Origin of the sequence: Actinacidiphila yeochonensis CN732, from assembly GCF_000745345.1 — a bacterium.
In the GTDB taxonomy this organism is placed as follows: Bacteria; Actinomycetota; Actinomycetes; order Streptomycetales; family Streptomycetaceae; genus Actinacidiphila; species Actinacidiphila yeochonensis.
The window spans coordinates 3,829,044-3,853,535 of the sequence record NZ_JQNR01000005.1; the positions used below are offsets into that span (position 1 = coordinate 3,829,044).

Consider the following 24,492-nt stretch of genomic DNA (forward strand, 5'->3'; position numbering starts at 1 on the left):
CCCCGCCCACCACCCGACCGGCCGTCGTCGGCCGACCTGACCCGCGCGATCGGGGGCCGCGCGGAGCCGGTGCTCGTTCCGTGGGACTGCGGTGACGGCCCGGGGAGCTCAGCCGTTCGGCGGGGCGGTTCCGGGGTTGCTGCCGGGGTTGCTTCCGGGGGCGGTTCCGGGGGCGGTTCCCGGCGTGGCGGAGGTACGGCGGCGGCCGCGGGAGGCCGCGGAGCGGGGCGGTTCGGCGCGCATGTGGTCGCGTACGCGGGTCATGGTGTCGCCGAGACGGTTCAGGTCGTCCTCGGTCAGGGGGTCGAACAGCAGGCGGCGGACGAGCTGGACGTGGCCGGGCAGGATGCGCCGGATGAGGGACCGGCCGTCCTCGGTGAGGGTCACCGCGGTCGCGCGGTCGTCGCCGGGGTCGGGCCCGCGGGTGATCAGGCCGGCCTTCTCCAGCAGTCCTGCCTGGTAGGTCAGGCCGCTGCGGCTGTAGACGATGCCGTCCGCCAACTGGGTCATGGTCAACGGACCGGTGGCGTCGGCGAGGCGGGCCAGCAGCTCGAACTGCGCGTAGCTGATGCCGCCGTCGGTACGCAGCTGCTGTTCGAGCTGGTACTGGAGGAGGCTGACGGACTCCAGCAGCGCGAAGTAGGTGTCCAGACGCCCGGGGTCGAGCGGCTGGGCACCGGCGGCGTCGGGGCGGATCTCGGGCATCCACCCAGGGTACGTACAGCGCATTCGCCGCACGGATCACAACAGAATGTGACGGGCGCCACATCCTCGGCAGGAAATGCTTCGCATTCGAAGCAAGTTCTCCCTCATGCTTCGAATGCGAAGCAAGTCCCCGAGGAGTGATCATGAAGGCAGTGCGTTTCCACGCGTACGGCGACAGCGGCGTCCTGGTCCACGAGGAGGTGGACCGTCCGACGGCGGGGGCCGGCGAGGTGGTGGTGCGGGTGGCCGGCACCACGTTCAACCCGGTGGACGCCCTCGTCCGCGCCGGCTTCATGCGCGAGGTGTTCCCGCTGGACCTTCCGCACACCCCGGGCGTCGACCTCGCCGGAGTGGTCGCGGACGTCGGCACCGGGGTCGGCGGGTGGAAGGCCGGCGACGCGGTCGTGGCGTTCCTGCCGATCGCCGGGACCGGAGCGGCCGCCGAGTACGCCGTCGCGCCGGCCGAGGTACTGGCCGCCGCGCCGAGGAGCGTCGACCTGGCCGACGCCGCGGCGCTGCCGATGCCGGGACTGACCGCCTGGCAGGCGCTGTTCGACCACGCGGACCTCCAGGCCGGGCAGACCCTCCTGGTCAACGGCGCGGGCGGGGCGGTCGGCGGGTACGCCGTCCAACTGGCCCACCGGGCCGGCGCCCTCGTCACCGCCACCGCCAGTCCGCGCAGCGCCGACCGCCTGCGCTCCTACGGCGCCGACCGGACGGTCGACCACACCGTCGCACCGCTGCCGCGGGCGGTGGCCGGGCAGCGGTTCGACGCGGTGCTGAACCTCACGCCCACCGGCCCGGAGGAGACCGCGGCCCTGGTGGACCTGGTCGCCGACGGGGGAGCGTTCGTCAGCGCCACCACCCCCGGGCCCGAGGACGCCGGGCGCGGCGTGCGCACGGCGCGGATCGTCGTCCGCGGCGACGCCGCCCAGCTCGCCGAGCTGGTGGCCAGGGTGGACTCCGGCGACCTGGAGATCGACATCGCGCGGCGGACCACGCTGGCCGACCTGCCCGCCGTCCACGAGGACGCCGCGGCCGGACGGCTGCCCGGCAAGACCGTCCTGATCCCCTGACCGCACCCTGACCGCACGCCGCCGGCCCCGGCGAGCGCCGGGGCCGTGAAGCCGGCCCGGCGGCTCGGCCGTCCGGCGGTTCGGTCGTTCGGCGGTCCGGCGGTCCGGTCGTCCGGCGGTTCGGCCCTCCGGCCGCGCGGGGAAGGCGGCCGGACGACCGGCGGCCTTCCCCGACAGCGGGCCGGCGGGCTCCTATGCGGGCCTGCCGGTCACACCACGCCGATCCAGGCGTCGGCGCCGAAGGACGCCTTGATGTCGGACGCGACCGACATGGGGTCCACCAGGAAACCCAGCTCGTACACCGTGGTCTTCCTCGGCCCCTGCAACCTCACCCGCACCGGGCTCTCACCGGGGTGGGCGACGAGAATGCGCTTGAGCTCCTTGATCGCGGGCTCGCGCAGCATCGCGAACTCGCGGAAGGCCAGCTGGACGGGGGGCTTCCCGCCGCTCTCGGCGGAGCTGACGTCGAGTTCGACCAGCTCCGCGCCGATGATGTTCATCGTGCCGTCGCGGTCCTGGGCCCGGCCGGTGATGGAGACGACGCTGTCGGGGATCAGGGCGTGGCCGACCAGCTGGTAGGTGGCGGGGAAGAAGCAGACCTCGACGTTGGCGTCCCGGTCGGCGAACTGCACGGCCGCCCACGCGTTGCCCTGCTTGGTCATCTTCCGGTCCACGCCGGTGATCAGCCCCGCGATCCTGACGGGCCCCTCCTGGCCGGAGGCGAGGAGTTCCGCCACCGTGGTGTCGCGGTTGCGGGCCAGGATGTGCTCGGTGCCGTCGAGCGGGTGCGCGGACACGTACAGGCCCAGCATGTCGCGCTCGATCGCCAGGAGCTGCTTGCGCGGCCACTCGGTCTCCGGGATGGGGAAGTCCAGTCCGAAGGCCGGGGTGCTGTCGTCCGGTCCGCCCAGCTCCGCGAAGAGGTCGTTCTGGCCGTAGGCCTCGGCCTTCTTGACCGGGATGATCGCGTCGACCGCCTCCTCGAACACCTGGGAGAGCCCCATCCGGGTGTGGCCGAGGGAGTCGAACGAACCCGCCTTGATGAGGGACTCCACGGCGCGCTTGTTCAGGACGGGGATGCTGACCTTGTCCAGGAAGTCCGGGAAGGAGGCGAACTTGCCCTTGGACTTGCGGGCGGCGACCAGGGCCTCGATCACGCCCTCGCCCACGTTCCGCACCGACTTGAGGCCGAACCGGACGTCGTCGCCGACGGCGGTGAACTCCGCGACGGACGCGTTCACGTCCGGGGGCAGCACGTTGACGCCGCCCTTGCGGGCGTCGGCGAGGTAGACGGCCGCCTTGTCCTTGTCGTCGCCGACCGAGGTGAGCAGGGCCGCCATGTACTCGGGCGCGAAGTTCGCCTTGAGGTAGGCGGTCCAGTACGACACCAGCCCGTAGCCGGCGGTGTGCGACTTGTTGAAGGCGTAGCCCGAGAAGGGGAGCATGACGTCCCACAGGGCCTTGATCGACTCCTCCGAGTAGTTGTTGCCCGCCATGCCGCCGTGGAACTTCTCCCACTCCGCGGCCAGCACCTCGGGCTTCTTCTTGCCCATCGCCCGACGCAGCAGGTCGGCGCCGCCCAGGGTGTAGTCGGCCAGCTGGCGGGCGATCGCCATGATCTGCTCTTGGTAGATCAGCAGGTGGAACGTGTTGCCGAGGATCGGCTCCAGCGCGTCCTTCAGCTCGGGGTGGATCGGGTCGATGGCCTGCCGCCCGGTCTTGCGGTGGGCGTAGTTGGTGTGCGCGTTGGCCGCCATCGGGCCGGGCCGGTACAGCGCCAGGGCCGCCGCGATGTCCTCGAAGCGGCTGGGCTCCATCAGTTTGAGCAGCGTGCGCATGCCGCCGCCGTCGAGCTGGAAGACGCCGAAGGTGTCACCGCGGGCGAGGAGGGCGTAGGTGTTCTTGTCGTCCAGCGGGATGTTCTCGGTGGTCAGGTCGATCCCGCGGTTCTCGCGGACGTTCTGGATCGCCTGGTCGATGACGCCCAGGTTGCGGAGGCCCAGGAAGTCCATCTTGACCAGGCCCATGTTCTCACATGACGGGTAGTCGAACCCGGTGATCTTCGCGCCGTCCTTCCGCATGTGCAGCGGAATGCGGTCGGTGAGCTTCGTCTTGGACAGGATGACCGCGGCGGCGTGCACACCCGTGTTGCGGATCAGCCCCTCGACGCCCTTGGCGCCGTCCACGACCCGTTTGACGTCCTGCTCGTTCTGGTACAGGGTGCGGATCTCGCCGGCCTCCCCGTAGCGGGGGTGCTCGGAGTTGAAGATGCCGTCGATGGGGATGCTCTTGCCCATGACGTCCGGCGGCAGCGCCTTGGTGATCCGCTCGCCGTGCGCGAAGGGGTAGCCCAGGATCCGCGACGTGTCCTTGATCGCGTTCTTCGCCTTGAGCTTGCCGAACGTGTTGACCAGGGCGGTGAACGCGTCCCCGTACTTCTCCACGACGTAGCGGACCATCTGGTCGCGCTTGCGGTCGTCGAAGTCGAGGTCGACGTCGGGCGGGTTGATGCGCTCGGGGTTGAGGAAGCGCTCGAAGAGCAGCCCGTGCTCGATCGGGCAGAGCTCCGTGATGCGCGTGGCGTAGGCGACGATCGAGCCGGTCGCCGAGCCGCGGCCGGGGCCGACCGGGATCTTGTTGTCCCGGGCGTACTTGCAGATGTCGGCGACGACGAGGAAGTACGAGGAGAAGCCCATCGGACCGATGACCTTCATCTCGGTCTCGAACCGCTCCAGCACGTGCTCGGGGATCGGGTCGCCGTAGCGCATCGCCAGGCCCTTGAGGACGTCCTTGCGCAGCCACGACTCCTGGGTCTCGCCCTCGGGGACGTCCGGGAACTGCGGCATCTCGTCCTTGTGGTCGAAGACCTCGTCGTAGGACCCGATCCGCTCCGCGATGAGCAGCGTGTTGTCGCACGCCTGCGGCAGCTCCGCGAACAGCTCCCGCATCTGCTCGGCGGTCTTGAGGTAGTAGCCGGTGCCGTTGAACTTGAAGCGGTTCGGGTCGTCCTTGTTCTTGCCCACCCCGATGCACAGCAGGTTGTCGTGGGCGTCCGCGTGCTCCTCCAGCACGTAGTGCGCGTCGTTCGTGGCCAGCAGCGGGATGTCCAGGTCCTTCGCCAGCCGCAGCAGGTCGGCGCGGACGTTGCGCTCCAGGTCCAGCCCGTGGTCCATCAGCTCCAGGAAGTAGTTCTCCTTCCCGAAGACGTCCTGGTAGGAGGCCGCGACCTGGCGGGCCTCGTCGTACTGGTTCAGGCGCAGCCGGGTCTGGATGGCCCCCGACGGGCAGCCGGTCGTGGCGATGATCCCGGCCGAGTGCTCCGCGATCAGCTCCATGTCCATACGGGGCTTGCCGGAGGGGAACTGACCCGTGTACGAGGCCTCCGTCGACAGGTAGAAGAGGTTCCGCAGCCCCTCGACGCCGGTGGCCCACATCGTCATGTGGGTGAACCGGCCGCCGCCGGAGACGTCCTTGCTCCCCTCACCGTCGTCCGCCATCGCCCGCTGCCCGCCCGGCCCCCAGAACTCCTGCTTCCGGTTGCGGCGGGAGGACGGCGCGACGTACGCCTCGATGCCGATGATCGGCTTCACCGCGTCGAAGCCCTTGGCGACCTGCTGGAACTCGTACGCCCCGAACATGTTGCCGTGGTCGCTCATCGCGATGGCCGGCATGCCCTGCCGCGCCACCTCGGCGAACATCGGCTTCAGCCGCTGAGCACCGTCAAGCATCGAGTACTCGGTGTGATTGTGCAGGTGAACAAAGCTGTCAGCCACCGGGCAGGCACCTCCGGAACAGTCGCGTGGAGCGCGTGGAGTCGCGTGGAGTCACGTGGAAGGGGCCCACCCTAGTGCGCCGACCGCTCCGCCGTGCGGAGGTCGGCACCTCCGGCGGACATGTCGCGAGCCCCGTCCGCGTGCTGGCCGCCGGCAGCCCCAACTGCCCCTGGGAGCACGGCGACACGCGGGATCGGCACCCGAGCCGCGCACCCCCGGCGGACCGGCGGCGAGCCGTCATCCGACGCCGTGCCGCGGTCCGGGCGCCCCGGCTGCCGGCCCGGTCCCGGGGAGGCCATCGTCTAGGGTGAAAGGACGATGGACCGATTCACCTCGCCCTGGGGCGACCTCGACCTGACCCGCTTCCCGGACGAGCCCAGGGAGCAGCTGCGCGCGTTCGACGCCGCGGACGCCTACGCCCTGCGCCATCTCGCCGAGAACATCGCCGAGCACGTTTCCGGGCGCGCCCCCGGGAGCCTCTCCGAGGACGCCCCAGGGACGGGCGGCGACGCCGTCGTCCTCGGGGACCGCTGGGGTGCCCTGACCACCGCCCTGGCCGCCGGGCTGCCCGGCCTGCGCCTGACCCTGGTCACCGACTCCTACCTGGCCGGCCGGGCCGCCGAGGCCAACCTGCGGCGCAACGCCCCGCAGGCCCGCGTGGCGCTCACCACCACCCGCGACGAGCCGCCCGCCCGCATCGACGTGCTGGTGGTACGGCTGCCCAAGAGCCTTGCCCTGCTGGAGGACCAGCTGCACCGGCTGGCGCCCGCCCTGCACAGCGGCAGCCTGGTGATCGGCGCCGGCATGACCACCGAGGTGCACACCTCGACGCTGCGCCTGTTCGAGCGGCTCGTCGGCCCGACCCGCACCACCCTGGCCGTCCGCAAGGCCCGGCTGATCCTCAGCACCCCCGCCCCGGCCGCCGGCCGCCCGGCCAACCCGTGGCCGCTGCGGTACGCGCTGCCCGAGGGCGTCGGGCCGATGTCGGGGCGCACCGTCACCAACCACGCCGGCGTCTTCTGCGCGGACCGGCTCGACCTCGGCACCCGGCTCGTGCTCGAACACCTGCCCCGCCGCTCCGGCCCCGAGACAGTTGTCGACCTCGGCTGCGGCAACGGCGTGCTCGGCACCGCCGCCGCCCTGGCCAACCCCGAGTGCGAGGTGCTCTTCACCGACGAGTCCCACCAGGCCGTGGCCTCGGCCGAGGAGACCTTCGCGGCCAACGCCCCGGCCGGGGCCAGGGCCCGCTTCGCGGTCGGGGACGTGCTCGCCGACGTGCCGCCCGGCAGCGTCGACCTCGTCCTCAACAACCCGCCGTTCCACTCCCACCAGGCCACCACCGACCGCACCGCCCAGCGGATGTTCGGCGGCGCCCGAGCCGCCCTGCGCCCCGGCGGCGAGCTGTGGGTCGTCGGCAACCGCCACCTGGGCCACCACGCCCGGCTGCGCCGCGTCTTCGGCAACTGCGACGTGGTGGCGTCCACGTCGAAGTTCGTGCTGCTGCGAGCCGTCCGCGGCTGAGCGGCCGCCCCGCGGGCGACACCTCCCGCGCGACCCCGGAGACGCCCTGCCCCGGCCGGGCCCGGAGACGCCCCGCCCCGGCCGGAGAACCGGCCGGGGCGGGGGCGCCGCCGCCCTCACGGGCGGGGGAGAGGTCAGGCCAGGACGGCCAGCGCCTCGTTGAGCGTGGCGGACGGGCGCATGACCGTGGCGGCCTTCGCCGGGTCCGGCTGGTAGTAGCCGCCGATCTCGGCCGGGGAGCCCTGGACGGCGATCAGCTCGGCCACGATCGCCTCCTCCTGCTCGGCGAGCCGCTGGGCCAGCGGGCCGAACGCCTCGGCGAGCGCGGCGTCGTCGGACTGCCGCGCCAGCTCCTGCGCCCAGTACAGGGCCAGGTAGAAGTGGCTGCCGCGGTTGTCGATACCGCCGAGGCGGCGGCTCGGCGACTTGTCCTCGTTGAGGAAGGTGCCGGTGGCGCGGTCCAGGGTGTCGGCCAGCACCTGCGCGCGGGCGTTGCCGGTGGACTGCGCCAGGTGCTCGAAGCTGACCGCCAGGGCCAGGAACTCGCCCAGGCTGTCCCAGCGCAGGTAGTTCTCCTTGACCAGCTGCTGCACGTGCTTGGGCGCGGAGCCGCCGGCGCCGGTCTCGAACAGGCCGCCGCCGTTGATCAGCGGCACCACCGACAGCATCTTGGCGCTGGTGCCCAGCTCCAGGATCGGGAACAGGTCGGTGAGGTAGTCGCGCAGCACGTTGCCGGTGACGGAGATGGTGTTCTCGCCGCGGCGGATGCGCTCCAGCGACAGCCTGGTGGCCTCCACCGGGGACAGGATGGAGATCTCCAGGCCCTCGGTGTCGTGCTCGGGCAGGTACGCGCGGACCTTCTCGATGAGCTGGGCGTCGTGCGCGCGCTCCGCGTCCAGCCAGAAGACGGCCGGGTCGCCGGTGGCGCGGGCGCGGCTGACGGCCAGCTTCACCCAGTCGCGGATCGGCACGTCCTTGGTCTGGCACATGCGGAAGATGTCGCCGGCGCTGACGGTCTGCTCCAGCACCACGGCGCCCGAGGCGTCGACCACCCGGACGGTACCGGTGACCGGCACCTCGAAGGTCTTGTCGTGGCTGCCGTACTCCTCGGCCTTCTGCGCCATCAGGCCGACGTTGGGCACCGAGCCCATCGTCGCCGGGTCGAAGGCGCCGTGCGCGCGGCAGTCGTCGATGACGACCTGGTAGACGCCGGAGTAGCTGCTGTCCGGGATCACCGCGAGGGTGTCGGCCTCCTTGCCGTCCGGGCCCCACATGTGGCCGGAGGTGCGGATCATGGCCGGCATCGACGCGTCGACGATGACGTCGCTGGGCACGTGCAGGTTGGTGATGCCGCGGTCGGAGTCGACCATCGCGAGCGCCGGGCCGGCGGCCAGCTCCGCCTCGAACGACGCCTTCACCGCGTCGCCCTCCGGCAGGGCCTCCAGGCCGCGCAGCACCGCGCCGAGGCCGTCGTTCGGGGTCAGCCCGGCCGCGGCCAGGGTGGCGCCGTGCGCGGCGAAGGTGTCGGGGAAGAACGCCCGCACCACGTGGCCGAAGATGATCGGGTCGGAGACCTTCATCATGGTGGCCTTCAGGTGCACCGAGAACAGCACGTCCTCGGCCTTGGCCCGGGCGACCTGGGCGGTCAGGAACTCGCGCAGCGCGGCCACCCGCATCACCGAGGCGTCCACCACCTCGCCGGCCAGCACCGGCACCGACTCGCGCAGCACCGTGGTGGTGCCGTCGTCGCCGTGCAGCTCGATGCGCAGGGTGCCGTCCTCGGCGACCACCGCGGACTTCTCGGTGGAGCGGAAGTCGTCGGCGCCCATGGTGCTGACGTTGGTCTTCGACTCGCCGGTCCAGGCGCCCATGCGGTGCGGGTGGGCCTTGGCGTAGTTCTTGACCGCGGCCGCGGCACGCCGGTCGGAGTTGCCCTCGCGCAGCACCGGGTTGACGGCGCTGCCCTTGACCTTGTCGTAGCGGGCGCGGATGTCGCGCTCCTCGTCGGTCTTCGGGTCGTCCGGGTAGTCCGGCAGCGCGTAGCCCTGCTCGCGCAGCTCGGCGACGGCAGCCTTGAGCTGCGGGATCGAGGCCGAGATGTTCGGCAGCTTGATGATGTTCGCCTCGGGACGTTTGGCCAGCTCGCCGAGCTCCGCGAGGGCGTCGTCGATCCGCTGGCCCTCCTCCAGGAACTCGGGGAAGGTCGCGATGATCCGGCCCGCCAGCGAGATGTCGCGGGTCTCGACGGTGACCCCGGCGGTGGCGGCGTAGGCCTGGATCACCGGCAGGAGCGAGTACGTCGCCAGGGCCGGTGCCTCGTCGGTGTGGGTGTAGATGATGGTCGAGTCAGCCACCGGTTGCTCTCCGTCCAGTCTCCAACATTGCTTGATATCAAGATATCCCGTCCGGCGCGGAAGGGCGGAGGGCGCCCCTTCCTGTCCGCCGGCGCGCGGCGGCACACCGGACCGGACCGACGCACGCCGGCGCCGCGCCCCGGGGCCGCGCGGCGACAGGGCCTGTACGGGGCCTGTGCGGGGCCTGATGTCCTGTGTCAGGAGCGGCCGCGCGGCTTGCGGCCCGTACCGCGGGCGCCGGGCTTCGCCGAGGTGCCGCGTTTCGCCGTGCCCGAGGCACCGCGGGCGCCGCCCTTCGTGCTCCCCTTGGCGCCGCCCTTCGCCCCGCCCGAGCGGCCGGACGGGGCGCCGGACGCCGACCGCCGAGGCCGCCCCTCCGCCGACTGCTCGCGCGGGGACGGGGGCTGCTGCTGGGGGCGGCCGCGGGTGCTGTTGACCGTCCGGCCGCGCACGATGCCGATGAACTGCTCGACCAGGTCCGTGTGCCGGTCCTCGGGCCAGGACAGCGCGACGTCCGACCCGGGGGCGTCCACCACCGGCCGGTACACGAGGTCCCTGCGGTGGTGCAGCCGGGCCAGCGACTGCGGCACGACGAGCAGCCCGATGCCCGCCGCCACCAGCTCGATCGCGTCCTCGGTCGTGGCCGGGCGCTCCAGGGCGGGACGGCCCGGCGGGCGCTCCCAGGGCAGCACGTCGTCCATCGGGTGCAGCACCACCTCGTCGGCGAGGTCCGCCACCGCCACCTCGTCGACGGCCGACACGACGTGGTCCTTCGGCACGACCACCACGGTCGCCTCGGTGTACAGGGGGATCGCGCTCAGCGCCGTACGGTCCACCGGCAGCCGGACGATCCCGGCCTCGGCGCCGCCCGCGAGCAGGACGGCGGGCGCCTCCGCGGCGGGCACCGCCACGAGGTCGAGCGGGACGTGCGGCAGCCGCTCCCGCCAGATCCCCACCCACTTCGCGGGCGTCGCGCCCGGGACGTACGCGAGCCGGAACGGCGGCTGGGGCTCCTGGTCGGTCATCCGGCCAGGCTACCGGCCGCGGGCCGGAGCGGCGGCGCCAGGCGCCGAGCGGCCCGTCCGAGGACGGCCGGGGCCGTCCTCGGACGGCCCGGGAGGCCGGTCCGGCGCGCGGCGCGCCACCGCGCCGTGGTCGGGAGGGCCGCCGCGGCTCGTTACGCTTGGCGTATGACCTCGCAGCAGAACCCGCAGACGATGAAGCCCGCCACCGCGGCGAAGAAGCTGGGGGTGTACCTCCCGGCGACACCCGCAGAGTTCCAGGAGGGTGTCGTCTCGCGCAGGGAGCTCGACGCGCTGCAGGCCGACCCGCCCGCGTGGCTGCGCGACCTGCGGCGTGACGGGCCGCACCCGCGCCCCGTCGTCGCCTCGAAGCTCGGCGTCTCCATCGCGGGGCTGGCCCGCGGCGGGATCACCGAGCCGCTGACCACCGAGCAGATCGAGGCGCTGAAGAGCGAGGGCCCCGAGTGGCTGGAGCGCGAGCGCGCCACCCAGGCGGACGTGCGCAAGGAGAACGCGCGCATCAAGGACAAGCACGCCGCCGAGGCGGCCCGCCGCTCCGCCTGATCCGCCGCCGCGGCTGAGCCGTCGCTCCGCCCTGATCCACCCGGCCCGGCTGCTCCGGACGGCGTCCGGGCGGGGTCTCCGGGCGGCTCGGTGCCGGAGGCCGACCGACGTGTACCAAAGCCTCGCGAACGGGGTCTCGGGAACGGGGTCTCGCGGGATCTCGTGAACGTGCCCCCCGGACGTGCTCCGTGGACGTGTTCCCCACATGTGACCCAGCCCCCGGTCCCCGGGGGGCCTCACGCGGCTTCGACAGCCTGCTTGATCCGCTGTGCGAAGGCGTCGGCGTCCTTGCGGGCGGCCTTGAGCGCCAGCGGGGCCAGCAGCTTCCCGACCCCGTGGCCCTCCAGCACGTTGTAGACGCGCAGCCGGGTCCGGCCGTCGGGCAGCGCCTCCAGGTCGTAGCCGCCGTCGGGCGAGGTCACGGAGTTCCGCGACACCTCGCTCCAGCGGATCGTGGTGGGCGCGTCCAACCGGTTGATCCGGAACTCGCGGTGCGAGGTCATCCCGGCGTCCTTGACCGTGCTGGCGTAGACCGTCCCGACCCGGGGCGCGCCCTCGGTGGTCTTCCTGATCTGCTGGACCCGCGGGCTGAACGCCGGGTCGTTCTCCCCGTCGGCGAGGTAGGCGAACACCTGCTCCACCGGCCGGTCGATCTCCGCGGTTCCCTCGAACATGCCTGTCATGGCCTGACACCTCCGGCCTGTCGCGGCTGCGGCCCCCGGCCCCCCGCCGTCCCCCGGTTTGTCCCACCAGGCCCCGTCCCCCCGTCCCCCTCCTTCCATCATCCCCGCCCGGAGGCGTTCACGCGGGCCGGGAGCCCGGGAGACCCGGCGAGAGGGCGGGCTGTCAGCGCCCGGTGCCATGCTGGGAGGCATGAACCTGGACGACCTGGTACGGCTGCGCCGCGCGCGGGACGCGATGGACCGCGACTACGCGCAGCCACTGGACGTCGCGGCGCTGGCGCGGGTCGCCCTCATGTCACCAGGGCACTTCTCGCGCAGCTTCCGCGCCGCCTACGGGGAGTCGCCCTACACCTACCTCATGACCCGCCGGATCGAGCGCGCGAAGGCGCTGCTGCGGCGCGGCGACCTGAGCGTGACGGAGGTCTGCTTCGCGGTCGGCTGCACCTCGCTGGGCACGTTCAGCTCACGCTTCAGCGAGCTGGTCGGCATGGCGCCCAGCGTCTACCGGCAGCGGACGGACCGGGCGGCGGCGGAGCCGCCGTCCTGCGTGGTGAGGCACGCGACCAGACCGATCAGGAATCGAGAAGCGCCGGCCGCCGAGCCCTTCTAGCGTGAGATCCATGGACATCACCATTCACGCGAGCTTCCTCCCCCACGACGACCCGGAGGCGTCCCTGGTCTTCTACCGCGACCTCCTCGGCTTCGAGGTCCGCAACGACGTCGGCAAGGACAGGATGCGCTGGATCACCGTCGGCCCCGCCGACCAGCCCGGCACCTCCATCCTGCTGGCGCCGCCCGCCATCGACCCGGCCGTCACCGACGACGAGCGGCGCACCATCGCCGAGATGATGGCCAAGGGCACCTACGGCTGGATCCTGCTGGCCAGCAAGGACGTGGACGCCGCGTTCGAGCAGCTCCAGGCCGGCGGCGCCGACATCGTCCAGGAGCCGATCGACCAGCCCTACGGCATGCGCGACTGCGCCGTGCGCGACCCCGCGGGCAACCTGATCCGCATCCAGCAGGTCTCCTGACGCGTACGGCCCACCACCCGCCCTCGACCGCGGCGGCCGCGCCGGCGGGCCCGGCCGCCCGGGTCCGCCCCACAGACGGAGACACCGATGAGCAAGGCCACGGGGACGCCCTCGCGACCGGAAGCCGCCACCGCCCCCGCGCCGGAGACCGCCGACACCCACGACCTGATCCGGGTGCACGGCGCCCGGGAGAACAACCTCAGGGACGTCGCCGTCGAGATCCCCAAGCGGCGGCTGACGGTCTTCACCGGCGTCTCGGGGTCGGGCAAGAGCTCCCTGGTGTTCGACACGATCGCGGCCGAGTCGCGGCGGCTGGTCAACGAGACCTACAGCGCCTTCGTCCAGGGCTTCATGCCCGCCCCGGCGCGGCCCGACGTCGACGTGCTCGACGGGCTGACGGCCGTGATCAGCGTCGACCAGCAGCGGATCGGCACTGACCCGCGCTCCACGGTCGGCACCGCCACGGACGCCAACGCGATGCTGCGCGTCCTCTTCAGCCGGCTCGGCCGGCCGCACGCCGGCCCGCCCAACGCCTACGCCTTCAACGTGCCCTCGGTCCGGGCCAGCGGCGCGATCACCGTGGAACGCGGCGCCCGGAGGACGGTGAAGGCGACCTTCGACCGCACCGGCGGCATGTGCCCGCGCTGCGAGGGGCGCGGCTCGGTCAGCGACATCGACCTCACCCAGCTCTACGACGACACCAAGTCGCTCAACGAGGGCGCGCTGACCGTCCCCGGCTACAGCATGGACGGCTGGTACGGCCGCATCTTCACCGGCTGCGGCTTCTTCGACCCGGACAAGCCGATCCGGAAGTACACGAAGAGGGAGCTCGACGCCCTCCTCCACAAGGAGCCGACGAGGATCAAGGTCGACGGCGTCAACCTCACCTACGAGGGGCTGATCCCGAAGATCCGCTCGTCGTTCCTGTCCAAGGACGTCGACTCGCTCCAGCCGCACGTGCGGGCGTTCGTGGAGCGCGCGGTCACCTTCGCCACCTGCCCGGACTGCGCCGGCACCCGGCTCAGCGAGGCGGCCCGCGCGTCGAAGATCGACGGGACCGGCATCGCCGACGCCTGCGCCATGCAGGTCGGCGACCTCGCCGCGTGGGTGCGCGGCATCGGCGAGCCCTCGGTGGCGCCGCTGCTCGCCGCCCTGGGGGAGACCCTCGACTCCCTCACCCGGATTGGCCTCGGCTACCTCTCCCTCGACCGGCCGACGGGCACCCTGTCGGGCGGCGAGGCGCAGCGGGTGAAGATGGTCCGCCAGCTCGGCTCCTCGCTCACCGACGTCACCTACGTCTTCGACGAGCCGACCACCGGCCTGCACCCGCACGACATCGAGCGGATGAACGGCCTGCTGCTGCGGCTGCGGGACAAGGGCAACACCGTGCTCGTGGTGGAGCACAAGCCGGAGGTGATCGCGATCGCCGACCACGTCGTGGACCTCGGCCCCGGCGCCGGCACCGCGGGCGGCACCGTCGTCTACGAGGGCACCGTCGAGGGGCTGCGGGCCGCCGGCACGGCCACCGGCCGCCACCTCGGCGACCGGGCGGCGCTCAAGAAGCGGGTGCGCGAGGCCACCGGCCGCCTGGAGATCCGCGGCGCGGCCACCCACAACCTGCGGGACGTCGACGTCGACATCCCCCTCGGGGTGCTGACCGTCGTCACCGGCGTGGCCGGCTCGGGCAAGAGCTCGCTCGTGCACGGGGCGCTGGCCGGCAGCCCGCAGGCCGCCGAGGCGGGCCTGGTCGTCGTCGGCCAGGAGCCGATCCGCGGGTCGCGGCGCAGCAACCCCGCCACCTACACCGGACTGCTCGACCCGGTCCGCAAGGCGTTCGCCAAGGCCAACGGGGTGAAGCCGGCGCTGTTCAGCGCCAACTCCGAGGGCGCCTGCCCCGGCTGCGGCGGCGCCGGCGTGGTCTACACCGACCTGGCGATGGCGGCCGGCGTCGCGTCGCCCTGCGAGGAGTGCGAGGGGCGGCGCTACCGGGCGTCGGTGCTGGAGTACCGCCTCGGCGGGCGGGACATCGGCGAGGTGCTGGCGATGCCGGTGAACGAGGCGGCCGGGTTCTTCGCCGAGGGCGAGGCGCGGGTCCCGGCGGCCGAGCGCGTCCTGGGCCGGCTCGCCGACGTCGGCCTCGGCTACCTCAGCCTCGGCCAGCCGCTCACCACCCTCTCCGGCGGCGAGCGGCAGCGCCTGAAGCTGGCGACCCACATGGCCGGCAGGGGCGGCGTCCACGTCCTCGACGAGCCGACCGCCGGCCTGCACCTGGCCGATGTCGAGCAGCTGCTCGGGCTGCTCGACCGGCTCGTCGACTCCGGCACCTCCGTCATCGTCGTCGAGCACCACCAGGCGGTCATGGCGCACGCCGACTGGATCATCGACCTCGGCCCGGGCGCGGGCCACGAGGGCGGCCGGGTGGTCTTCGAGGGCACACCGGCCGACCTCGTCACCGCCCGCTCCACGCTCACCGGCGAGCACCTCGCGGCGTACGTCGGCGGGTGAGAGCGGGCCTGGCGGCCGGTTCCCAGGGGTCAGAGGCCGTGGCCGGCCAGTGATCGGATGACGCCCCGGCCGGTGATCGCATGACGGGCCGGCCGGGGCGTCACGCCGGACATCGCGGCCGGACCGGGACCGACTTACGCCCCGTAGCCCGCACCCGGGTCGAGGGAGAACACGCCGGGGTACACCTCTCCCGTCACCTGGCGGTCAAAGGAGCCGCTCCGGACCCACCCGGCGTTCTCGGGCACGAACGGTCGGAGTGACCCCGGCGTTCTCGGGCACGAACGGTCGGAGTGACCCCGGCGGTCGGCTCGGCCTCGCGGGCCGGGAACCGAGCTGCGTCGCCTCCATGGCGGAGGCGACGCCCCCCGCCCGCAGCCGGGCGAACCCCGCCACACGGACGTCAGCGGGGCCCGGAACCCTCGGATCGGCGCCGGTACCCCACACGGCGCCCAGCCGGCGCGCGTCGGAGAGCGGGCCGAGCGCGGTGAACCGGCGTTCGAGCGGACCAGGGTCCGTAGGGACGCCGCCGCCTGCGCTCTCCGCCGTCGACGCCCACGCCGTGAGTACCGTCGCCAAGCCCGGCGCGAGCGCACCCCGGCGTCTCAGACCCGGCACGCCGACCATGAACGCCCTCCGCAGCGGTCGACCTGATCGCAGCGGTCCTCTCAGCGCCACCCCGGGGAATCGAGCAGCCGGGCGGCGCCCCGCACGGCCCCTCGGCCCGCCGGCCCCTCAGCCCGCCGGCCGGGCGGTCTGCGCGGCCAGCGCGGCGCAGAGCCAGTCGTGGGCGGCGCCGGCGGTCGGCTCCGAGGGGCCGGACAGCTCCGCGGTCAGCTCCCAGTAGCGGTCGATCCGGGGGTCCGCGGCGAGTGTCCGGCTGAGCCCGCGGCGGAAGGCCGGGGTGTCCCGGGTACCGCGGGAGCGTGCGTAGGCGGAGACGAAGCAGTCGAGCGCCTCGCCCTCCCGCGGTGCCCGCCGCGCCCGCAGCCGCGGCGACGCCAGCGCGTAGGCCTCGATGAGGCCGTCGTAGAGCACCTCCGGGCGGCCCCCGTCGGGCCGGTGCGCCGCCGGCTGGCCGTGGCCGGTGCCGGTGCAGGGGGCGCTGACGAGGGCGTGCAGCCGGGTGAAGGCCAGCACCTGCGCCGGGGTCGGGTCGTCCGGGAGCCGCGGAACCGCCCCGTCGACGACGGCCGCCACCAGCCGGGCCGGCAACCGCGGCGGCAGCCAGCGCCGCCAGAAGCGCGCCAGCGCGGCCGTGCTGGGCGGCACGGACACCGCGCCGATCAGCCGCAGCCGCTCGGCGCGTTCCCCGGGGCCGCACTCCTGGAGCGACTGCAGAGCCGCCTCCTGCCAGCGCAGGACGGCCAGTTGCGAGCCGATCCGCCGCAGCCGGCCGGCGACGGCGTCCGCCAGCGCGTCCTCCTGGCCGAGGACGCGCCCCACCTCGGGGACCGGCAGGCCGAGGGCGCGCAGGGAGCGGATCAGGCCGAGCCGGTCGAGCGCGCCGGGGCCATAGCGGCGGTGGCCGCCGGCGCTGCGGCCGGCTTCGGGCAGCAGCCCGCTGTCGGAGTAGAAGCGGACGGCCTTGACGGTGACGCCCGCCCGTTCGGCGAGCTCCCCGATGCTCCAGGTGCTGCCGGCGGGTGGTCCGGCGGGGGTCCCGGCGGGCGGTTCCGGGGGTGTCTTCTCGGGCACGGCTTGAACCTCCCTCAGGGGGAGTTCCTACCGTAGCGACGAGCACGGACGGCCGACAGGGACGGCCCCGTGGGGACGGCGTGCGAGGAGGCTTCGATGACGGCGTTCATCCTGGTTGCGGGGGCCCACACCGGGGGCTGGATCTGGCGGGAGGTGGCCGCCCGGCTGCGGGAGGCGGGCGATCGGGTGCATCCGGTGACGCTCACCGGCATGGGCGGCCGGAGCGCGGCGGCCGGGCCCGGCACCGACCTGGAGGCGCACATCGGCGAGCTGCTGGAGCTGATCGACCGGACGGACGCGGCCGAGGTGGTGCTGGTCGGCCACTGCTACGGCGTCTACCCTGTGCTCGGCGCGGCGGACCGGCGCCCGGGACGGATCGCCCGGATCGTCCTTCTGGACACGGGGATGCCCCAGCACGGCGACCGCGCCCTCGCCCTGGTGCCCGACCCGACGCTCCGCGACCGGCTGGCACAGCGGGCCGAGGCGGACGAGGACGGCTGGCGGGTCCCCCGCCGTCGCGCGAGGAGTGGCGGCGCTGGGGCAGCACCGACGGCCTCCCGCCCGCGGCCCTGGACCGGTTGGCGGCGAACGCCGTACCGCAGCCCGCCGGCACCCTCACCCAGCCGCTGCGCCTGACGGGAGCGGTCACCAGGCTGCCGGTGACCGGTGTGCTGTGCACCGCCAACGGCTCCAGCCTGGCCATGGTGGAGGCCCTGCTCAGGATGGGGGACCCGCGCTTCCAGGCACTCGCCGACCCCCGGGTGGGCTTCCTCGAACTCGGCGCCGGGCACTGGCCGATGCTCTCCTGCCCCGACGAGCTGGCCGACGTGCTCCTGCGGGCGGCCGCAGGGGAGGGGCACCGGGTGGCCGCCAGGACGGACGAACCGCCGGCGCACCTTCGCCCCTTCCTGCTGGACGTGCCGGAACGGCCGCGCGAGCGGGTGGGACGAGTCGACCTGTACTTCCCCGACGCCCCCGACGGTCTGGGGGACCTGGACGCCCCCGTCCGCGGCGACCTTTGCGGTGTCGGCCGCCCGTGGCCGGCGGTGGTGCTCGTCCACGGCGGCCCGGTCCACCCCGACGTGCGGCCGACCCCCAGGGACTGGCCCGGCTTCGTCGGCTACGGCCGGTACGTGGCGGCCAGGGGAGCCGTCGCCGCGGTGCTGGACCACCGGCTGCACGGTCTCGGCGACTTCGCCCGGGCCGCCGAGGACGTGGCCGAAGCGGTCGCCCTCGTACGGGCCGACCCGTGCGTCGACGCGGACCGGGTGGCGGTGTGGTGCTTCTCCGGCGGCGGGCTGCTCTCGGCGGACTGGCTCGCGGCGCCGCCGCCGTGGCTGCGGTGCGTCGCGGCGTCGTACCCGATCCTCGCGCCGCTGCCGAACTGGGCGCTGGTCGAGCCGCGGTTCCGCCCGGCGGTCGCGGTGCGGACCGCCGGACGGCTGCCGATCGTGCTGACCCGGGTGGGGCTGGAGACCGCCGAGATCGCGGCGACGGTCGAGGAGTTCCTGACCGCCGCGCGGAGGTGCGGTGCCGCGGTCGAGGTGGTCGACGTGCCGCTCGGCCACCACGGCTTCGAGACGGCCGACCACACCGACGAGGCGCGCGAGGCCCTGGACCGCGCGGTGCGGTCCGTACTGCGGCATCTGCGGAGCTGAGGGGTCCCACGGGTCGGGTCGCGGCGCCGCGGGGACCGTCCGGTGCCGCCCTGACCCGCGCGCCCGCGGCCGGATGGGGACGCGCGCGCTGTGACCGCGTGCTTCAGCGGGCGAGCGGGGCGGCCCGGTGCGCGGCCATGGCCGGCAGCGGCCGCCAGCCGGCGCGGACGTCCCGCATGACCAGAGCGCAGTCCGGGGTCGCGCTCCCTGGCGGGAAGCGGTCCGGGTCGTCGAAGAAGGACGAGGCGGCGGATCGGATCCGGCCGGCCTCGACGTGCCAGGCGTCCGTTCGGAGTTCCATACCGTCCAGGTGGTCGCCGGACCGGGTGGGCGAGAAGCCCTTCGACCCGGCTCGGAAGAACCGGGACGCCTCCGCGAGGTCGGCGAACAGCGCGCTGCCGCGCAGCTCGTCGGCCGGCTCGACGGTGACGTCCACCCGAGTGCTGCCGTCCCTGGCCGCCATCGCGACGCGCGTACGGTGCGGCGGCTCGTGCACCGCGAAGTCGGCGCGGCCGTGTTCACCGGGGAAGACGCGGCCTCCGGCCCAGGCGGTGAGCCGTGAGGCGGTGTCGCGGCGCGGGATGTAGACGCCGGTCTCGACGCCGTCCGGTCCGTCCCACTCGACGGCGATCCGATGCGCCGCGTTCTCGCTCCGGAGGCCGAACGCCCCGGGTGCCCAGGCGGGCCGGACACCTCCCAGACGGAGGAGGCAGATGCCGGCGACCGCGTGGCCGTGCACCACCTGCGGGCGCAGCGGCCCGGGGAGCAGGCGGGCGGCGGCGTCCGGGGCGACCCGGTAGTTCACCAGAAGCCGTCGTTCGATGACGCTGGACAGTCGCGGCTGCATCATGACCCCTCGCTCTGCGCCCCTGGGCGCCGTCTGGTGTGGCGCAGCACGATCTGCTCGGGGCAGACGGCGCTGAGGAACCGGCCGACGCAGGTCGCCAGGCGGTCCTCGGCCAGGGTGTAGAGGATCCGGTTGCCCTCCCGGCGCTCGGTGACCAGGCCGGCCCCCTTGAGCACGCCGAGATGGCGTGAGACGGAGGGCGCGCTGATCGGGAACCTGGCCGCGATCTCTCCGGCGGCGAGCTCGCCGCCTCCGAGGTCCTCCAGGATCTGGCGCCTCGTCGGGTCGGCGAGGGCCCGGAAGACCCCCGCCTCGTCCTGCGCTCCGGTCATGGTTCGTGTTTAGCTCTTTGGCTAAATACCCGCAAGGGGTCGGACGGCTTCCGCCGCGGACTGGCGGCGACCCGCCGGACCGGGCGCGAACCCGCCGGTCCGAATGCGAACCCGTCGGTCCGAGTGCGACGTCACAGCGCGGGTGCCCGACTCGACGATACGGTGGATTGCATAGAAGTGCGGTGCACCGTATAGTCATGCTGTCTATAGGAGGTAACGATGGCAGTGCGTGTGGCGGTCGCCGGGGCCAGTGGTTACGCCGGCGGGGAGGTGCTCAGGCTGCTCGCCGGGCACCCCGAGGTCGAGATCGGCGCCGTGACGGCGAACAGCAACGCGGGCCAGCGCCTGGGCGCGGTCCAGCCGCACCTGCTGCCGCTGGCCGACCGGGTGCTGGCACCCACCACGGCGGAGGCGCTGGCCGGGCACGACGTGGTCTTCCTGGCGCTGCCGCACGGCCAGTCCGCCGCCGTGGCCGCCGAACTGGGACCGGACGTCCTCGTCATCGACGTGGGCGCCGACTTCCGGCTGCGGAACCCCGCCGACTGGGAGCGGTTCTACGGCTCGCCGCACGCCGGCACCTGGCCGTACGGGCTGCCCGAGCTGCCCGGCGGCCGCGCCGCCCTCGAAGGGGCCCGCCGGATCGCGGTGCCCGGCTGCTACCCCACCGCCGTCTCGCTCGCCCTGGCCCCGGCGCTCGCCGCCGGCCTGGTCGAGCCCGAGGTCGTGGTGGTCGCCGCCTCCGGCACCTCCGGCGCCGGCAAGGCCCCCAAGCCGCACCTGCTCGGCTCCGAGGTGATGGGCTCGATGAGCCCGTACGGCGTCGGCGGCGGCCACCGGCACACCCCCGAGATCGCGCAGAACCTCACGGCCGCGGCCGGCGAGCCGGTCACCGTGTCCTTCACGCCCACCCTGGCGCCCATGCCGCGCGGCATCCTCGCCACGTGCAGCGCCAAGGTCCTGCCCGGCACCGACGCCGGCGCGCTGCGGGACGCCTACGAGAAGGCGTACGCCGACGAGCCGTTCGTCCACCTGCTCCCCGAGGGCCAGTGGCCGGCCACCGCCGCCGTCCAGGGCTCCAACGCGGTGCACCTCCAGATCGCGTACGACGAGGCGGCCGGGCGGTTGATCGCCATCAGCGCCATCGACAACCTCACGAAGGGCACGGCCGGCGGGGCCGTGCAGAGCATGAACATCGCCCTGGGCCTGCCCGAGGGCACGGGTCTTCCCATGATCGGAGTCGCACCTTGAGTGTCACGGCAGCTAAGGGGTTCACGGCGGCCGGAGTCGCCGCCGGGATCAAGAGCAGCGGCAACCCCGACCTCGCCCTGGTGGTCAACACCGGGCCGCGCAGCGCAGCCGCCGGCGTGACGACCTCCAACCGCGTCAAGGCCGCGCCCGTGCTGTGGACCGACCAGGTCCTCAAGGGCGGCGCGGTGACCGCGGTGGTGCTCAACTCCGGCGGCGCCAACGCCTGCACCGGCCCGGCCGGCTTCCAGGACACGCACGCCACCGCCGAACGGGTCGCCGAGGTGCTGGGCCACAGCGCCGCCGAGGTCGCGGTGGCCTCCACCGGCCTCATCGGCGTGCGGCTGCCGATGGACAAGCTGCTGCCGGGCATCGGGCTGGCCGCGGCGGAGCTGTCCGAGCACGGCGGCGAGAAGGCCGCCATCGCCATCAAGACCACCGACACCGTCCACAAGACGGCGGTGCGCACCAGCCCCGCCGGCTGGACCGTCGGCGGCATGGCCAAGGGCGCGGGCATGCTCGCGCCGGGCCTGGCCACCATGCTCGTGGTGGTCACCACCGACGCCGACGTGGACTCCGCCGTCCTGGACAAGGCGCTGCGCGAGGCCACCCGGGTCACCTTCGACCGGGTCGACTCCGACGGCTGCATGTCCACCAACGACACCGTGCTGCTGCTGGCCTCCGGCGCTTCGGGAACGGTCCCGGAGTACGACGAGTTCGCCGCGGCCGTGCGGGAGGTCTGCGCCGACCTGGGCCGGCAGCTGATCGGCGACGCCGAGGGGGCCAGCAAGGACATCGCCATCGAGGTGGTCAACGCCGCCACCGAGGACGACGCCGTCCTGGTCGCCCGCACCGTGTCCCGCAGCAACCTGCTCAAGTGCGCCATCCACGGCGAGGACCCCAACTGGGGCCGGGTGCTGTCCGCGGTCGGCACCACGTCCGCCGCCTTCGAGCCGGACGAGCTGAACGTCGCGATCAACGGCGTGTGGGTCTGCCGGAACGGCTCCGTCGGCGAGGACCGCGACCTGGTCGACATGCGCTTCCGCGAGGTCTCCATCACCGTCGACCTCGCCGCCGGCACGGAGTCCGCCGTGGTCTGGACGAACGACCTCACGGCCGACTACGTCCACGAGAACAGCGCGTACAGCTCATGAGCGGCCTGACCGACCCCGAACCCGAATCCGGAGCGGACGCAGTGACGGACCCCGCGCAGGACCCCGCCGCCACACTGGCCACGGCCCTCTGCGCCCCCGCCGGCGCCGACCCGGCCGCCGAACCGGCGGGCTGTGCCCGCCCCGGCGCCCGGCGCAGGGACACCGCGCTGCTGAAGGCCGGCGTGCTGGTCGAGGCCCTGCCGTGGCTCACCCGGCACAACGGCAAGATCGTGGTCGTCAAGTTCGGCGGCAACGCCATGGTGGACGAGGAGCTGAAGGCCGCCTTCGCCCAGGACATCGTCTTCCTGCGGCAGGCAGGGCTGCGCCCGGTCGTGGTGCACGGCGGCGGCCCGCAGATCAGCGCCCAGCTCGACCGGCACGGCCTGGTCAGCGAGTTCCGGGCCGGCCTGCGGGTGACCACGCCCGAGGCGATGGACGTGGTGCGGATGGTGCTCGCCGGGCAGGTCCAGCGCGAGCTGGTCGGCCTGCTCAACCAGCACGGGCCGCTCGCGGTCGGGCTCACCGGCGAGGACGCCCGCACCATCAGCGCCGTCAAGCACCGCCCGGTCATCGACGGCGAGCCGGTCGACATCGGCCGGGTGGGCGAGATCACCGCCATCGACACCGGCGCCATCGAGGCGCTGCTCGACGACGGCCGCATCCCGGTGGTGTCCTCCATCGCCCGCGCCGCCGACGACGGCCACGTCTACAACGTCAACGCCGACACCGCCGCCGCCGCGCTGGCCGCGGCCCTGGGCGCGATGACGCTGATGGTGCTCACCGACGTCGAGGGCCTGTACGAGGACTGGCCCAACAGCGACGAGGTGATCAGCAGGCTCACCGCGGGCGAGCTGGAGAAGCTGCTGCCGGAGCTGTCCAGCGGCATGGTGCCCAAGATGGAGGGCTGCCTGTACGCCGTCCGCAACGGCGTGGCCACCGCCAGGGTGATCGACGGCCGGGTGCGGCACGCGATCCTGCTGGAGATCTTCACCGACGAGGGCGTGGGCACGATGGTCGTGCCCGACCCGCCGGAGGACGCCGCCGCGGCGCCCGCCGGCCAGACCACCACCACGGAAGGGGCCACCCTGTGACCGGCGAGAGCGCGACCAGCACCGGCGGCAACGAGGCACTGGCCGGGCGCTGGCAGGGCGCCCTGATGGACAACTACGGCCTGCCCCGGCTGCCCCTGGTGCGCGGCGAGGGCGCCCGCTTCTGGGACGCCGACGGCCGGGTCTACCTGGACTTCCTCGGCGGCGTCGCGGCCAACTCGCTGGGCACCGCGCACCCCGCGGTGGTCGAGGCGGTGTCCCGCCAGGTCGCCTCGCTCGGCCACGTCTCCAACCACTTCATCGCCGAGCCGACCGTCCGGCTCGCCGAGCGGCTGCTGGACCTGTTCGGCGGGCGCCCCGGCCGGGTGTTCTTCTGCAACTCCGGCGCCGAGGCCAACGAGGCCGCGTTCAAGCTGGCCCGGCTCACCGGCCGGCCGCACGTGGTGTCCACCGAGGGCGCCTTCCACGGCCGCACCATGGGCGCGCTGGCCCTCACCGGCCAGCCCGGCAAGCGCGCCGCGTTCGAGCCGATGCCGGCCGGCGTGACCTACGTGCCGTTCGGCGACGTCGAGGCGCTGCGGGCGGCCGTCACCACCGACACCGCGGCCGTCGTGCTGGAGCCCATCCAGGGCGAGAACGGCGTCGTCGTCCCGCCGCAGGGGTACCTCACGGCCGCCCGGGAGATCACCGCCGCCACCGGCACCCTGCTGATCCTGGACGAGATCCAGACCGGCATCGGGCGCACCGGCCACTGGCTGGCCGCCATGGCCGAGGGCGTGCAGGCGGACGTGGTCACCCTCGCCAAGGGCCTGGGCGGCGGCCTGCCGATCGGCGCCACGGTGGCGTTCGGCGCGGCGGCCGAGCTGTTCGGGCCCGGCTCGCACGGCAGCACCTTCGGCGGCAACCCCGTCTCGTGCGCCGCCGCGCTCGCCGTGCTGGACACCATCGAGGCCGAGGAGCTGCTCGGCCACGTCCAGCGGCAGGGCGACAAGCTGCGCAAGGGCATCACCGAGATCGGACACCCCCTGGTCGATCATGTGCGCGGTTCTGGACTGCTGATCGGTATCGTGCTCACCGAGCCGCTGTCCGCGCAGGTCCAGCAGGCGGCTCAGGACGCCGGGTTCCTGGTGAACGCGGCGGTGCCGGGTGCCGTGCGGCTCGCCCCGCCGCTGGTGGTCGGCGACGCCGAGACCGACGCGCTGCTCGCGGCGCTGCCCGGGGTGCTGGACGAGGTGTACCGGGCGGCGCACGCCGAGCCGGCAGGACAGTGACGAAAGA

20 protein-coding genes are annotated in these 24,492 nt (G+C 73.7%); 12 read left to right on the forward strand and 8 right to left on the reverse strand.

All coding sequences use genetic code 11. The features are described from left to right. Window positions 1-108: 108 nt before the first annotated feature. Window positions 109-705: a MarR family winged helix-turn-helix transcriptional regulator gene (locus BS72_RS27510; protein WP_078901680.1), complete on the reverse strand. Its 597-nt coding sequence runs from the start codon at window positions 703-705 to the stop codon at window positions 109-111. Between the two features lie 143 nt (window positions 706-848). Between BS72_RS27510 and BS72_RS27515 the strand changes: the two genes are divergently transcribed. Beyond that, window positions 849-1,781, forward strand: coding sequence for an NADP-dependent oxidoreductase (locus BS72_RS27515; protein ID WP_037914430.1), 933 nt, complete (start codon window positions 849-851; stop codon window positions 1,779-1,781). A gap of 209 nt (window positions 1,782-1,990) precedes the next feature. Here the strand turns inward: BS72_RS27515 and dnaE are convergent, their stop codons facing one another. Continuing rightward, a complete protein-coding gene (gene dnaE / locus BS72_RS27520; protein ID WP_037914431.1) occupies window positions 1,991-5,554 on the reverse strand; it encodes a DNA polymerase III subunit alpha in 3,564 nt (1,187 codons plus the stop codon). A gap of 318 nt (window positions 5,555-5,872) precedes the next feature. On the opposite strand from dnaE, the gene BS72_RS27525 reads away from it, so the two are divergent. Next, a complete protein-coding gene (locus BS72_RS27525; RefSeq protein ID WP_037914432.1) occupies window positions 5,873-7,075 on the forward strand; it encodes a methyltransferase in 1,203 nt (400 codons plus the stop codon). Window positions 7,076-7,209: 134 nt separating this feature from the next. Here the strand turns inward: BS72_RS27525 and BS72_RS27530 are convergent, their stop codons facing one another. Both BS72_RS27530 and BS72_RS27535 read right to left on the reverse strand, forming a co-directional pair. Then, window positions 7,210-9,429, reverse strand: a complete 2,220-nt coding sequence (locus BS72_RS27530; RefSeq protein WP_037914433.1) for an NADP-dependent isocitrate dehydrogenase — start codon at window positions 9,427-9,429, stop codon at window positions 7,210-7,212. Window positions 9,430-9,626: 197 nt separating this feature from the next. Next, a complete protein-coding gene (locus tag BS72_RS27535) occupies window positions 9,627-10,454 on the reverse strand; it encodes a LysR substrate-binding domain-containing protein (RefSeq protein ID WP_037914434.1) in 828 nt (275 codons plus the stop codon). Window positions 10,455-10,619: 165 nt separating this feature from the next. Between BS72_RS27535 and BS72_RS27540 the strand changes: the two genes are divergently transcribed. Next, entirely contained in the window at window positions 10,620-11,015 is a 396-nt protein-coding gene (locus BS72_RS27540; protein ID WP_037914435.1) for a DUF5997 family protein, read from the forward strand. A 236-nt stretch (window positions 11,016-11,251) separates the two neighbouring features. On the opposite strand, the gene BS72_RS27550 is transcribed toward BS72_RS27540, so the two are convergent. After that, complete coding sequence (locus tag BS72_RS27550; protein ID WP_037914438.1) at window positions 11,252-11,698, reverse strand: SRPBCC family protein; 447 nt, start codon at window positions 11,696-11,698, stop codon at window positions 11,252-11,254. A 190-nt stretch (window positions 11,699-11,888) separates the two neighbouring features. Here BS72_RS27550 and BS72_RS27555 point away from each other — a divergent pair, with 190 nt between their 5' ends. From BS72_RS27555 to BS72_RS27565, 3 genes are all read left to right on the forward strand, one after another. After that, window positions 11,889-12,308, forward strand: a complete 420-nt coding sequence (locus BS72_RS27555) for a helix-turn-helix transcriptional regulator (RefSeq protein WP_037917969.1) — start codon at window positions 11,889-11,891, stop codon at window positions 12,306-12,308. Window positions 12,309-12,318: 10 nt separating this feature from the next. Further along, entirely contained in the window at window positions 12,319-12,729 is a 411-nt protein-coding gene (locus BS72_RS27560) for a VOC family protein (RefSeq protein WP_037917971.1), read from the forward strand. Between the two features lie 87 nt (window positions 12,730-12,816). Next, the gene (locus tag BS72_RS27565) at window positions 12,817-15,234 is read left to right on the forward strand and encodes an ATP-binding cassette domain-containing protein (protein ID WP_037914439.1); all 2,418 of its coding nucleotides are present in this window, start codon (window positions 12,817-12,819) and stop codon (window positions 15,232-15,234) included. Window positions 15,235-15,966: 732 nt separating this feature from the next. On the opposite strand, the gene BS72_RS27570 is transcribed toward BS72_RS27565, so the two are convergent. After that, complete coding sequence (locus tag BS72_RS27570) at window positions 15,967-16,857, reverse strand: helix-turn-helix domain-containing protein (protein ID WP_037917974.1); 891 nt, start codon at window positions 16,855-16,857, stop codon at window positions 15,967-15,969. Between the two features lie 168 nt (window positions 16,858-17,025). Here BS72_RS27570 and BS72_RS39655 point away from each other — a divergent pair, with 168 nt between their 5' ends. Beyond that, window positions 17,026-17,565, forward strand: a complete 540-nt coding sequence (locus BS72_RS39655; protein ID WP_078901682.1) for an alpha/beta fold hydrolase — start codon at window positions 17,026-17,028, stop codon at window positions 17,563-17,565. After that, window positions 17,508-18,587, forward strand: coding sequence for a dienelactone hydrolase family protein (locus BS72_RS27575; RefSeq protein WP_078901683.1), 1,080 nt, complete (start codon window positions 17,508-17,510; stop codon window positions 18,585-18,587). Before BS72_RS39655 ends, BS72_RS27575 begins: the two co-directional genes overlap by 58 nt. Before the next feature lie 103 nt (window positions 18,588-18,690). Here BS72_RS27575 and BS72_RS27580 read toward each other — a convergent pair whose 3' ends face one another. Next, window positions 18,691-19,437, reverse strand: a complete 747-nt coding sequence (locus BS72_RS27580) for a DUF2071 domain-containing protein (protein ID WP_051951767.1) — start codon at window positions 19,435-19,437, stop codon at window positions 18,691-18,693. Beyond that, on the reverse strand, window positions 19,434-19,766 hold the full coding sequence (locus tag BS72_RS27585) for a metalloregulator ArsR/SmtB family transcription factor (protein ID WP_037914440.1): 333 nt from the start codon (window positions 19,764-19,766) through the stop codon (window positions 19,434-19,436). Before BS72_RS27585 ends, BS72_RS27580 begins: the two co-directional genes overlap by 4 nt. A gap of 219 nt (window positions 19,767-19,985) precedes the next feature. Between BS72_RS27585 and argC the strand changes: the two genes are divergently transcribed. From argC to BS72_RS27605, 4 genes are read left to right on the forward strand one after another with little or no spacing between them, the layout of a single operon-like run. Next, complete coding sequence (argC, locus tag BS72_RS27590; protein WP_037914441.1) at window positions 19,986-21,014, forward strand: N-acetyl-gamma-glutamyl-phosphate reductase; 1,029 nt, start codon at window positions 19,986-19,988, stop codon at window positions 21,012-21,014. Further along, the gene (gene argJ / locus BS72_RS27595; RefSeq protein WP_037914442.1) at window positions 21,011-22,165 is read left to right on the forward strand and encodes a bifunctional glutamate N-acetyltransferase/amino-acid acetyltransferase ArgJ; all 1,155 of its coding nucleotides are present in this window, start codon (window positions 21,011-21,013) and stop codon (window positions 22,163-22,165) included. Before argC ends, argJ begins: the two co-directional genes overlap by 4 nt. Next, window positions 22,162-23,256 carry an acetylglutamate kinase gene (argB, locus tag BS72_RS27600; protein ID WP_078901684.1) on the forward strand — a complete coding sequence of 365 codons (1,095 nt, stop codon included), beginning with the start codon at window positions 22,162-22,164 and terminating at the stop codon, window positions 23,254-23,256. The genes argJ and argB overlap by 4 nt, the downstream gene beginning before the upstream one ends. Beyond that, complete coding sequence (locus BS72_RS27605; protein ID WP_037914444.1) at window positions 23,253-24,485, forward strand: acetylornithine transaminase; 1,233 nt, start codon at window positions 23,253-23,255, stop codon at window positions 24,483-24,485. The genes argB and BS72_RS27605 overlap by 4 nt, the downstream gene beginning before the upstream one ends. The last annotated feature ends 7 nt before the right edge of the window (window positions 24,486-24,492 follow it).